General features: G+C 52.4%; 9 protein-coding genes and 1 tRNA gene. 3 read left to right on the top strand and 7 right to left on the bottom strand.

What is annotated here, in order from left to right; translation table 11 throughout:
• Nucleotides 1-166: 166 nt before the first annotated feature.
• The 5 genes from AC16KF_RS07915 to AC16KF_RS07935 all read right to left on the bottom strand — a co-directional run bounded on the left by AC16KF_RS07915 (nt 167) and on the right by AC16KF_RS07935 (nt 7,627).
• On the bottom strand, nt 167-589 hold the full coding sequence (locus AC16KF_RS07915; protein WP_484036767.1) for a YybH family protein: 423 nt from the start codon (nt 587-589) through the stop codon (nt 167-169).
• A gap of 488 nt (nt 590-1,077) precedes the next feature.
• A complete protein-coding gene (locus tag AC16KF_RS07920; protein ID WP_484036768.1) occupies nt 1,078-2,886 on the bottom strand; it encodes an ABC transporter ATP-binding protein in 1,809 nt (602 codons plus the stop codon).
• A gap of 89 nt (nt 2,887-2,975) precedes the next feature.
• Complete coding sequence (locus AC16KF_RS07925; RefSeq protein ID WP_484036769.1) at nt 2,976-4,721, bottom strand: ABC transporter ATP-binding protein; 1,746 nt, start codon at nt 4,719-4,721, stop codon at nt 2,976-2,978.
• Nucleotides 4,722-5,076: 355 nt separating this feature from the next.
• Complete coding sequence (locus tag AC16KF_RS07930) at nt 5,077-5,907, bottom strand: hypothetical protein (protein ID WP_484036770.1); 831 nt, start codon at nt 5,905-5,907, stop codon at nt 5,077-5,079.
• A 49-nt stretch (nt 5,908-5,956) separates the two neighbouring features.
• Nucleotides 5,957-7,627, bottom strand: coding sequence for a glutamine--tRNA ligase/YqeY domain fusion protein (locus AC16KF_RS07935; RefSeq protein WP_484036771.1), 1,671 nt, complete (start codon nt 7,625-7,627; stop codon nt 5,957-5,959).
• A gap of 247 nt (nt 7,628-7,874) precedes the next feature.
• Here AC16KF_RS07935 and AC16KF_RS07940 point away from each other — a divergent pair, with 247 nt between their 5' ends.
• From AC16KF_RS07940 to AC16KF_RS07950, 3 genes are all read left to right on the top strand, one after another.
• Nucleotides 7,875-8,216 carry a hypothetical protein gene (locus tag AC16KF_RS07940; RefSeq protein ID WP_484036772.1) on the top strand — a complete coding sequence of 114 codons (342 nt, stop codon included), beginning with the start codon at nt 7,875-7,877 and terminating at the stop codon, nt 8,214-8,216.
• Nucleotides 8,217-8,270: 54 nt separating this feature from the next.
• Nucleotides 8,271-8,341: transfer RNA gene (locus AC16KF_RS07945), tRNA-Gln, on the top strand.
• 116 nt (nt 8,342-8,457) lie between these two features.
• Nucleotides 8,458-9,711, top strand: a complete 1,254-nt coding sequence (locus AC16KF_RS07950) for a 3-oxoacyl-[acyl-carrier-protein] synthase III C-terminal domain-containing protein (protein WP_484036773.1) — start codon at nt 8,458-8,460, stop codon at nt 9,709-9,711.
• 460 nt (nt 9,712-10,171) lie between these two features.
• On the opposite strand, the gene secF is transcribed toward AC16KF_RS07950, so the two are convergent.
• Both secF and secD read right to left on the bottom strand, forming a co-directional pair.
• Nucleotides 10,172-11,083: a protein translocase subunit SecF gene (gene secF / locus AC16KF_RS07955; RefSeq protein WP_484036774.1), complete on the bottom strand. Its 912-nt coding sequence runs from the start codon at nt 11,081-11,083 to the stop codon at nt 10,172-10,174.
• A gap of 9 nt (nt 11,084-11,092) precedes the next feature.
• Complete coding sequence (gene secD / locus AC16KF_RS07960; protein ID WP_484036775.1) at nt 11,093-12,454, bottom strand: protein translocase subunit SecD; 1,362 nt, start codon at nt 12,452-12,454, stop codon at nt 11,093-11,095.
• Nucleotides 12,455-12,527 lie beyond the last annotated feature (73 nt).

A 12,527-nucleotide genomic window follows, 5' to 3' on the forward strand; every position in this document is an offset into this window, starting at 1 on the left:
GGTTCTTTAGCCAGCGGTTCAGACTGGCTCGCTCCGCCTCTGTGATTTGGAGATGATACTTTTTCATGTCCGCCGCCTCCCGTTTCGGCACGCTTAGTATATGTCAGAATAAATTGTTAATGTTCAAAATGTCGCCCTGTGCAAACGCGACATGAATGTCGCGGTACTAAATTTCATCAGGCGGTACACAACCTTCATCGAATTCGATGGTTGTGAACATTTCCGCTTGCAAGACCCAATCTCCGTTTGTCTTTCTTTGCCATTTAGCGGAATACACTCCTGAGGCGTTCGCCAATTGCCCGTCGATGGTGTAACTGCCTTTCCAGTTGCCAAGTTCTTCCGCCAAGCCCCACGCTTCGTTGACCGTGATTTCGCGCGTCGTGCGGACGTAGATCGCCGTCGGATCGGATTGGAACACAGACGCCCAACGCGCCGCCTCTTCGTCCGCGCCGTGAAATTGGTCACTGCGACCTGTGACGATGTGATACGTCGGCGCGAGCAGCATGCGAATCGTCGCCGCGTCTTTGGTTTTAATCGCTTTGTTGAATCTTTCTCGTGCGTTGCGTATCATTTCATTTGAGGTGTTCATAAAAACCTTTTACCACGAAGAACACGAAGCGCACTACGCGCTTGACCCCGAAGGGGTCAAATGATTATAGAGCGCAACGGTTGAATTGTTCAACCCCGAAGGGGTGTCATGGATCACGCGATTCTATGTCATCCCTTCGGGATTTGGATTCATGCGCGTGATTTCTATAATCGTTACATCCCTTCGGGATTTGGACTCGTGTATTTGATTTTCTACAATCGTTGCATCCCTTCGGGATTTGGATTCGTGTGTTCGATTTCTATAATCGTTGCATCCCTTCGGGATTTGGACTCGTGTATTTGATTTTCTACAATCGTTGCATCCCTTCGGGATTTGAATGTTGTTTCATGTTTCATGTCGTTGCGAGCCACGCTTTTGTTCTTCGTGGCGAAGCAATCTCCTCGCGGGAAGGGGTTGCTTCGTCGGCTACGCTTCGTCTGCGCTCGTTATCACTCGCTCCGCTCAGCGCGAGCCTCCTCGCAACGACATTATGCTTCTTCCAACTTCCACAACTCGCGCATTTCCTGGCTTGTGACTAGTAATTCATCAAGCGTGCCTTCGGATTCTACTTTGCCGTCTTTTAGCACGATGATGTGATCGGCGCGGCGGAGGAGCGGGCGGCGGTGGGATACGACTAGGCAGGTCATTTCTTTGCCTGATTCAAAGATGCGCTCCCAGAGTTGACGTTCGGTTTCCACGTCGAGGGCGGAGGAGAGGTCGTCGAAGACGACGAGTTCGGGCTCGCGGATGAACATGCGTGCGGCGGCGGTGCGTTGCATTTGTCCGCCAGAAAGTTTGACGCCGCGCGCGCCGACCATCGTTTCGAGATTGTCGTCGAGTTGTTCGAGGTCGCGGTCCATCACGGCGAGTTTTGTCGCTTCGTAGATTTCGTCATCGCTTTTGTTCATGCCGAGCAAAATATTATTTCGCAGGGTGTTGCTGAACAAACGCGGGACTTGTGCCGTGTACGAACAACGCGGAGGGATAAAGAAGTTGCCCGCGTCTGTGATGATGTCTCCGTTCCATTTGATGGAGCCAGAGTCGGCGGGGAGGAGTCCGAGCAATGTGCGGAGCAGAGTCGTCTTGCCAGAACCGATGCGACCAGTGATGACCGTCAACGAGCCGCGCTTGATTTTCAGCGAAACGTTCTCGATGCCGTTCGTCGAAGAGGGGTAGTGATAAGTCAAATGGCTTGCGACCAGCTCGCCCAGTCGGTCTGAAGCGGTTTTTGTCGCGTACGTCACATCTGGCAACGGCGCGGAAAAATCCACTGTGCTGTGTTCGACGAGGGCGGTCAACGGCGCGTTTTCCATGAGGCGATACATCCGCTTGACGGAGACTTCGAGTTGTTTGTAGCGCGCCCACAACATGCCCGCGAAGGTGGTGAGGTCGCCCATGCTGTTGAGGAGGTAGACGAAGAGCGAAAAATCGCCGAGGGTGAAGTTGCCCGTGCGCATGGTCTGACCGACGAGGATGAGGATGACGCCCGTGCCGAGCGTGGACGTGTTGCGATAGATCGAGCCGAGCACGTCGTCGAATAATTTTTCGCGGACGGCGAACACGCGGCGCTCGTCGTTGATCTTGTGAAAATGTTTCGTGATGTTTCTTTCGGCGTTGGCGACCTTGATGGCTTGCACTGCGCCGAAAAATTCGCCGATGAATCCAGAGACGTTGCCCGCGGCTTGACGCGAGGCGGCGCGATAATGTTCGATCCGTTTGGTGGCGATGTTGGCGACGATGCCGACGATGATGAGCGGAATCAACGCCATGATCGTGACCGATACGCTGATCTGCGCCATCAAGTAAATCGAATAGGCGATGATGCCGACGCCGACGAGGATGTCGTTGACGAGGATCACGAACAACGGAATTTGATCCACGTCTGTTTTGAAGCGGCTGACGGCTTCGCCAGCGGAATCGGGGAGTTGCGACGCGCCTGGTCGTTTGAGGATGTGCGTGAGCAGATTTTTTCTTATCAGCGTGTTCATCTCGGAGAAGATGGGAACGTCGGCGTAGTAAAAGCCGTAACCGCCGACGACACGTCCGAGCCATGTTGCCGCGAGGAACGCGACGATCCCCCAGATGCCGAAGGTCAATGTCGCTGTGCCTGTGAGCATGTCGAAGAAGGCTTTGATGATGAGCGCGGGCGCGACTTGCATACAAAAGCGGAAGACTCCCACGCTGAGGAGGTCAATGAAGTCGAGCCACGGGCGGAATCGAATCATCTCCCAGATAACTTTCCACGCGGGGAGGGAGGGGGTGTTGAGTTCTTGTTGGGTGAGGGTTGATTCGGTCATTTTGAAAGCCTTTGGAGACTAGAGACTGGAGATTAGAGATTGGTTGCAGACATCAGAGAATTGGAGAATTAGAGAATTGAGGTTGATGTCTATGCCAGAACTTCTTCCATTCCAGTTTGGAGCAACTGATAAAACCTTGATGTTGAATCGGATGCCAGCGCTTTGCGGTCGCCGTATTCGAGGATGTTGCCTTTCTCGAGGATCAACACGTTGTCGGCGCGGTGGAGGGTGTCGAGTTTGTGGGCGATGATGATGGCGGTGCGACCTTTCAGCAGTTTGTCAATCGCGTTCTCCAGTTTGACTTCGGTGGCGGGATCGAGGCGGGAGGAGGCTTCGTCGAGGATCACCAAGCCTGGATTTTTCAGGAAGACGCGCGTGAAGGCGAGCAATTGCGCTTCGCCCGCGGACAGCGACCTTGATCCCGTTTCAAGGACGGAGTCCAACCCTTGAGGCAGACTCGCGTACCAGTCGCCGAGTTCGAGTTCTTCGAGGGTGGCGATGATTTTTTCATCGGAGATCGCGCGGTCGAAGAAGGTCAGGTTTTCGCGGACGGAGGCTTTGAATAACTGCACATCCTGAGTCACGATGGCGATGTCGCGGCGAAGCGAGTGGAGGTGATGGTCGCGGATGTCGGCGTTGTTGATTTTTATGCCGCCGCTGTTCACGTCATACAAACGGAAGATCAACCGTCCGATGGTGGTCTTTCCGCTTCCCGTGCGACCAAGCAGACCCAAAACAGAACCAGCCCGAAGGTCGAAAGAGAGGCGTGTGAGGACGGCGTCGTCGCCATTGTAGGAAAACGTCACATCGTCGAATGTCAACTGAATCGGATGCGAGTCCACATCCAAGCCCGCTTCGTTGCGAGTCTCAGGCTTGAACGCCTTGAACTCGGTCAATCGCTCGACACACGCGCCGATGGTTTGAAAACTTTCGATCTCGTGAGTCATCGCCCAGAACGGTTCTTCGAGCAGGTTGATGTAATGCACGAAAAGATAGACCGTGCCGATGGTGATGACGCTCGCGGTGAACAGCCAGTAACCGCTGACGATGGCGAGCAGTGTGCCGAGGGTGAGGGCGAGCCCCATCGCGTTTTCGATGATCCATCTTTTGAAATGCGACTTGCGATTGTGCTTGAGGATCTCGCCTTGATGACGGAACAATTCGCGGATGGAAAATCCGACCGCGCCGCTGGAGCGGATGTCTTCGGTGCCTGAGAGTTGTTCCTCGATGAAGCCGTAATATTGCGCTTCGGCTTCACGCCGCGCTTTTTGATGAGGCACGGCGATGTCTTTCACTTTGCCGAGGATGAAAATGGTGAGGAACGAATAGACCGTGAACGCCAGCCCCGCGCGCCAATCTTCGATGAACAACGCAATGAGGATGCCAACGAGGAGAAATCCGTTGGCGATGAGGTTCAACGCAAACTGCGAAAAGAACGTCGCCAGTTCGGTCACGTCGCCGTCAATGCGTTCGATGAGTTCGCCAGGCGTGTGGTCGTTGTGAAATTTCATGTCGAGATGCAAGGCATGTTCGGCGAGTTCGGCGCGGAGGGCGTTGGTGGCTGTCCATGCGACGTTTTCGCCCAGCCATGTGACTCCGATCGCAACGACTTGTTGAATCAACGCGATGCCGATGAAGGCGAGCGCGGTCCATGTGAGGGTTTGCAATGCTTCGCCAGCCAATGCGGAATCAATAAACTTTCGCATAATTTGAGGAGCGAAAATCCGCAAGCCGATACTGCCGAATAACAAAATGGCAAGCAAGGTGAATCGTCCACGCTGGGGGCGGATGTGAGAGGCGAGGAGGCGGTAGTAGGCGGAGAAGGAGAGATTCATGTTTCAGGTTCCAAGTTTCAAGTTTCAGGTTGCCAAGTTGTGGGTTGACGATTGACCCTGGACAATGGACGATGAAAATGGTCTATGGTCTATCGTCCATTGTCTGAAAGTAGCAACAAAAAAGCCACGATGCGAGGTGCACCGTGGCTGGGAGGACACAGGAAGAGACCGTCTAGGGGCGGTCACAGGGCGCACTTCGAGAAGGTATGAAGTTTTGGATCGGATCGTTTTTCGTGCGTAACATCATCGGTCGTGCGCTCCTTTCTTTGGGATTTGATTGCGCTCGGAGTTTACATGAGAGGGGGAGGTGTTGTCAAGGATGAAACCCCCATAAAATATCTTGAATCGACCTGATTTAGACACTTTCTATCATACCCTTGATTTTCTGAACTTCTTGAGCTGAAAGATTGTCCCAGTAGAATGGATCTATATCGGCTTGTAAATGTTTAGGATCAACGTAACTGATAAAAGAATTTAGAATAGCATGGATTATTGTAATACGCTTAAGTCTCTCATCATCAGCCTTCAAACCTAAAAACAACTGGCTCAAATGAAAAAACCAGTCTTTGAAATCGTTGTCACTGTGCTTGGTGTACATTTTGCAAAATGTTGCGTAGTCTATGATTCGATACTCATGATCATCGCGTGCGATCATTGACGCGGCTATTGCTTGGAGTTGATATTTGTGAATCCATTTATCTTTGGAGTGTTTAGGAATACCAGTCTTGGCCTGGGTTAATAACGATGGATTGGTAAATCCATTTTCAATCATGGTTAGAAATCCTTCAAATTTTTGCGTTTCTGTCGTTGTCGTAAAATCTAGAAACACGATTGTTTGTCTTAAGATTTGTACCCACCCAAAAAACTGACCCACGACAAAAAGAGTGCTCATGTAGTAATACTTTTCTGTGTTGTCGTTTGCAGGAAACCAGGATTCTTCTTCGATTACGTGTATGTTTTTAATGATGTTTTCAGCTCTGTCTCGTAACGCTATTGCGGTATGAAGAATCGGAGATGCATATTTTCTTTTGGCTATTATTGCTTCTCGTCCTCGTTGCACCCTTTGAGGTAGCACAACATCAAAGATGAATTTTGTTGAAGCGCCAATGATGCCGCCAACAACTGATGACAAAAAGAGCCACAAGATGGTGTTTTCTTGAAAAGCTTGCTGTAGCCAACTAGCCATGAGTTTCTCCTCTGATCCTAATGCGCGTTTGTGTTGGAAAACCTTCTTGTCAACTTCCCTTCTTCTCGATCTTCGCCCACGCATCCTTCAAATTCACCGTCAAGTTGAACACGGGTTTTTCGGGCGTTGAATCTTTATCCACACAGAAATATCCAAGCCGCTCGAACTGATAGCGCGAACCAGCCTCAGGCGCGGCGAGAGACGGCTCCACGTTTCCCGTGAGAATCTCAAGCGAGTTCGGATTCAAACAGTTGAGGAATCCCTCTTCGCCTTCTTCGGGATTTTCCTTCGAGAAGAGTCGGTCGTACATGCGGACTTCCGCTTCTTTCGCATGGACGGCTGATACCCAGTGGATGGTGGATTTCACCTTGCGACCATCGGGCGAGTCGCCGCCGCGCGTGGACGGGTCATACGTGGCGTGGACCTCGATCACTTCGCCCGCGTCGTTCTTCACAACATGCGTGCATTTGATGAAATATGCGTAGCGCAATCTCACTTCGTTGCCAGGGAACAGACGATAATATTTCGGCGGCGGCGTTTCGCGGAAGTCATCCTGCTCGATGTAAATGATTTTCGAGAACGGGACTTTGCGCGTCCCAGCGTTCGGGTCTTCGGGGTTGTTGACCGCGTCCATCTCTTCGACGAGAGCATCGGGGTAATTATCAATAATCACTTTCAGTGGACGAATCACTGCCATGCGGCGAAGCGAAGTCTTGTTGAGGTCTTCGCGCACGCACGCTTCAAGCAACGACACATCGCTGACGCTGTAATTTTTTGCCACACCTACGCGGCGAATGAAATCGAGAATGGCTTCTGCCGTGTATCCGCGCCGACGCATCGCGCGCAACGTGGGCATACGCGGATCGTCCCAGCCTGAAACATGATTCTCTTCGACCAAGCGGCGAAGTTTGCGTTTGCTCATCACGGTGTAATTCATGTTGAGCCGCGCGAACTCGATCTGACGCGGTTTGAACACATCGAGTTGTTCCAAGAACCACTCGTACAACGGACGATGATCTTCGTATTCGAGCGAACACAACGAGTGGGTAATGCCTTCCATCGAGTCGTTCTGTCCATGCGACCAATCGTACATCGGATAAATTTTCCACTTGTCGCCTGTGCGGTGATGCGGCGCGTGGATGATGCGATACATGGCAGGGTCGCGCATGTTGATGTTCGGATGCGCCATGTCAATTTTGGCGCGCAAAATCCGCGAGCCATCGGGGAACTCGCCGTTCTTCATGCGTTCGAGCAAGTCCATGTTCTCTTCCGCGTCGCGCTCGCGGAACGGAGAATTTTTTCCAGCCTCGGTCAGCGTGCCGCGATTTTTGCTCACCTCTTCGGGAGTCTGATCGTCCACGTATGCTTTGCCAGCCAACACAAGTTTCTGCGCCCATTCGTACAGCAAGTCAAAATAATCCGACGCATACGTTACCTTTGCCCACTCGATGCCCAGCCAACGCGCGTCGTCTTCAATCGCCTCCACGAACTCCGTCTCTTCTTTGGTCGGGTTCGTATCGTCGAACCGCAACACCAACTCGCCGCCGTTTTCCTTCGCGACAAGATAATCAATCATAAACGCCTTGACGTGTCCGATGTGCAGGTAGCCGTTCGGCTCAGGCGGCAGGCGCGTGCGGACGTAGTTGAAGCGTCCGTTTTTCAAATCTTCTTTGACGGCTTCGCGGATAAAATCAGAGGGTGTAGATTCTTCGGGACTCATTCTCGATCTCTTCTCTTGGATGAAATACTCGCTTCACTTCGACGTTCAGCCTGATTCGGCTTGGGAAACTTTTTTCCCGCTTGCGGCGTCTGGCAATTATAACAAAGCGTAAAACGTTCCGCAGGTTTCCGTAACGCGACATTCATGTCGCTTTTACGCAAACTGGCGCGTTAGACGCCTTTGGCGCACGCCCTACACAAAAAATACTGTGAATCAAATCCGCTTATAATCTCACTTGGAGGCTGATATGACTGAATCAAACGAAAAGCAAGAAAAATTTCTCGGCGCGTACTTCGACCGTGACGGAGTTCTCAAACTGTCGCGCTGGGCAGACATTCTCTCGTGGGTCACGCTCACGGTCTATGTGTTGACGTGGTCGTTTCAAATCTTGTTGTTCCTTTCCCAATATACTAACGGCATGATGGGCGACAAAGGCATGGGCTTCCTGATGGGATTGAACATGTTCTCTCCACTCATAACTCAACTTCTCCCAGGCGTCTTCTACTTCTTCGGCTTGCAGGCTGTGTCAAAAGTTCTGCTCATCATGCTCGATGTGGAAGATAACACGCGGCGCACCGCGCGCAAATAAGGCTTGCCCGAACTTTCCCGCCATGCTACAATACCGCCCGCTGGAAAATTGAATTGGGGAGTCGTCCAACGGCAGGACACATCCCTCTGGAGGATGGTATCTTGGTTCGAATCCAGGCTCCCCAGCACAAAGAAGAGACTCTCGTATGAGGGTCTTTTTTTCTTGGCAAGAATTAATCAAAACCCCGAAACTTTCGAGTACAACAGGGGTTTGCGCTACATAGATAGTAAGGAGCCTTGAGATGACACTTGAAGTAACAAAATCCGAATCGTTTTACGACCGCCCAAATATTACAAAAGGCGTAATTGAAATAGGCGCTGGCATTCCCTTCGGAATGGAGCCGGTCAGCAATCCGTCGATTGGAATTGGCGGCGTCTATGGAACCTGGGGAGAAAGTTTTAGCAACGACAACCTTCACTTTTTCATTGAAGAGCGGCTGGGTCACCCCCTGCCGATCGACGAAAAGTTGAACCTCTCCGATCTGGGGTTTCGCAGTCGCCATCACATTCCCCTCAATCTTACGCCTGAACAGCACGCGCAACTCGAGATCGAAGTTGGAGCGAAATTTCTAAGCGAGGCGATCAAAGCGTGCAACTGGAATCCTTCCGAGGTGGCCGGTGTGCTTATTGGCATGAGCGCGCCGCTTTCGCCGGATTACCTTAATCAGATTTCAAAAGCCGCGGGGATTCCGGAGAGCGCCCTGAAGGTCGCCACCCATAAAGCGTGCGATGGGTCAACCAGTTCGCTCCATTTGGCGTTGAACCCAACGTTGCCGGAAAACCTTCAATTGAATCAAAATATTGCCGAATCGTTGTACGGGAAAAAGGTGTTGGTCGGCGGTATCGAGGGACTGAGCCGCTTTGTGGGTTCTTCGCATGACGCCAACGCGCTACAGTTGTTTGGGAATGCCGCCGGGGTGGTGGGCGTCATCCCCGGTAAGACGATGAAGTTTCTTGCCGGTAAATCGCATGAGGCGTTTGACAAAGACGGCGTGTTGCAAGTGCAAATGTATTACCCCCATTCCAAACAAAAAGCGGATGGGTACAATGTGGATGTGACCGAACCATCGGCAAATAATATCCGTGTGGCGGGTTTGATGCACGAGCCTCACGATGGGTCCTCTATTGCCATGGCTGGGCCGATGGGCATGGTCAAGTTGTTCGTGCGGACGGGTGTGCAGGTGGTGCGCGATGTGTACGCGGCGTATCAGACGCGGGTGGAAGAGTTGGGTATTGCCGGAAAGTCGTTCGCTGTGGCGATCGTGCACCACGCCAACTACAAGATCAATAAGCTCAAGGAAAAACACCTGCAAAACGACGGGATCGTCCTGCCGATGCCGTGGTTGTTGAGCGACTTTGGGAATGTGAGCGCGGCGTCGAACATGATCGCTTTTCTCAGGGAGTTGCCGAGATTACAGCCGCTTGACCACATTCTCATCGACGGCTTTGGCGCCGGTACCTATTACGATACGCTGGCGGTGGAGTTGGGGGGGTAGGTCAGCCAGCCACTGGCGGGGCAACCGTCCCTGCGAATGAAGCGTTTGTTTGTCTAACAATCCCGCCTGTGATTATGGCGGGATGTTTTTTGTAACATCCTTATTGTTCAGGCGTCCTGTAGGCGGTATGCATATCCAATGATTCCAGAGCACGCGCGGACCATGTATCGAACCAAGCCAAACCAGGATGTTGTCCGATTGCTAATGCGGTTGAAGTCCTATGAGGAGAGGGATTACCCACTACCCATGTTCACCGTGAGGCGGACAACTTTTCGTTCTCTTCTGTTAAATATCCTTGTGTGGTTGCGTAGGCGATAAATATAATTTGCCCCAAACCTACCCGGGCGCAGAAAACGCTGATCTTTGCTTTGATCGGCGTTTTTTTTTCGTGAATTACCGCCCAAAAAATAAGCCCACCTTCGAACGATTGATCTCGGGTGGGTTTGTTTTTGATTTCGTTCTAGTTGGCGAGCGCTTTGGGTTTGAACCACTTTTCCCATTCGCGGTTTTCCCATAAAACAAGGATGGGGGCGGCGATAAAGATGGATGAATAGGTTCCGCTCATCAGCCCGATCAACAAGATTGACGCAAATTCTTGAAGGGTGGCGCCGCCGAACATGATAAGCGCCAGCAGTAGGAATTCGACGGTCATCAACTGGGTGTTGATGGAGCGTTGCAGGGTTTGCACGATGGAGTGGTTGACGAGGGTCTCGAAATCGAGTCGGCGGTAAATGCTCATGTTTTCACGGATGCGGTCGAACACCACGATGGTGTCTTGCATGGAAAAGCCGATCACGGTTAGCAAGGCGGTGAGGAAGAGCGCGTCGATCTCCCAGCCGAACAGCAGACTGCCGTAGGCGGTGATGGCAAAGATGATCGCCACATCATGGATCATGGCAAGGATGGCGCAGATCCCATAGCGGAAGGCGTTTTGCACGCCTCGGAAGGACCATGCGATGAAGAGCACCACGAGTAGCGAAGATACGATGACTGCGAGCGTTCCGCGCGATGTGACCTGCTCGCCGATGCTCGGTCCTACGCTGTCGAAGCGAACGATTTCGAGTTTTCCAAACCTGGCTGTGAGCGCGGTGAGCGCGGCGTCGCGGGTTTCGTTCTGCATAAACTCGGATCGAATGATAAAACTGCCGGTGTCGCTAGTTTGCACTTGCGAGTCTTTGATTCCCGAAGTTTCGTAGACTTCAAGGATTTCGCCCGGCGCCGGTTGCGCGGCGTCGAATTTCACTTCGAGCAGGCTCCCGCCTTTGAAGTCGATGGAAAGAGGAATCCCGCGGGTGAACATGATGACCAAGCCGGGGATGATGATCAAGAGAGAAAAGCCGAAAAGAATGTAGCGTTTGCCGAGAATATTCATGAGGAAATCCTAGATGCCCATCGAGCGTTCGTAGTTTGTCGGTTTGACGATGTTGAATAGAAGCGCCAGAAAAGATTGGGTGATATAAAGCGACGAGAACAAACTGATGATCACGCCGATGGCAAGCGTGAAGGAGAAACCCTTGACGATCGTGGCGCCGAAGGAACTCCCGAACCAGAACAGGATGACTGCTGTGATGAGGGCGGCAACGTTTGAATCGCGGATGGAGGGCCAGGCGCGCTTCCATGCCTGGTCGAACGCTTGCCGCAGGCTTCTGCCGGAGCGGAGTTCTTCTTTCAACCGTTCGAAGATCAGGATGTTCGCATCCAAAGCCGAACCAGTGCTTAACATGATGCCGGCGATACCGGGCAGAGTGAGGGTGACGCCGATCAATTTAAAGACAGCGTACAAAATGGCGGCGTATGCCAAAATGGACAAAACCGCCGCGAGGCCGGGCAGGCGATAGTAAATGATCATGAAGAGGGCAACGATGAGGAAGCCGATCAGCCCAGCTACGAGGCTTTTCTGGAGCGAGTCTTCGCCAAGGGTGGGACCGATGATTCGCGTTTCGACAACTTTCAACGGGATAGGGAGGGAGCCATAGCGCAACTGCACCGCCAGCGCATTCGCCGATTCCGGCGTGAAACTGCCGCTGATCGAACCCTGGCCCCCTGTAATCGCATTTTGAATGATCGGCGCGCTAATCACCTGTTTATCGAGGACGATCGTGAGATATTTACCGATATTCGCCGCTGTGTGTTCGGCAAATAGGGCGGCTCCTTCCGAATTAAGAACGAAATCGATCGCCGGTTCGCCCGTTTGGGTGACGCCCACATTCACGCCCTGCAACACTTTGCCGGTCATGATCGTGTGGAAGACCGTCGCGCCATCTGCGGGAGTTTGCGGGGTGGATGCGCCGGGGACAAAATCGGTTTGCAGAGTACTGCCTTCCGGGGGAGCGTAGCTCCCGGTGTCTACAAACTCGAGCAAGCCCGTTTGTTGAATAATATCGAGGATTGCGTCGGTATCTTCCGCGCCGGGGAATTCACCCACGATGCGCCGTTCGCCCGCCAATTGGATAACGTTCTCGCTGACGCCCAGGGCGTTGGTTCGGTTTTCAACGATATTGCGAGCAGTTTCCATTTCCTCGCGCGACACTTTCACATCGTCGGCAATATCGGCTTCGAGCAGAACCTGCAAGCCGCCTTGCAAGTCGAGACCGAGCCGGGGTTTCACGTCGATTTGAAACAGGGGGGAGCCGTCGTCTTTAAAAGGATTGGGAATCTGGACATTTTCATTTGTGTCTACCCAGAGCGCGAGCATAAGCACAAGTCCGATGAGTAAAAGCCTGTTGGTTAAGTTACGAAGCATGCGGGTGTTCTCTCCATCCATAAAAATGTGGCGCACTCGCCGTCTAAGGCTTGGTCGCCACGCGGCGGTTATT

This window comes from Candidatus Defluviilinea gracilis, from assembly GCF_057138825.1.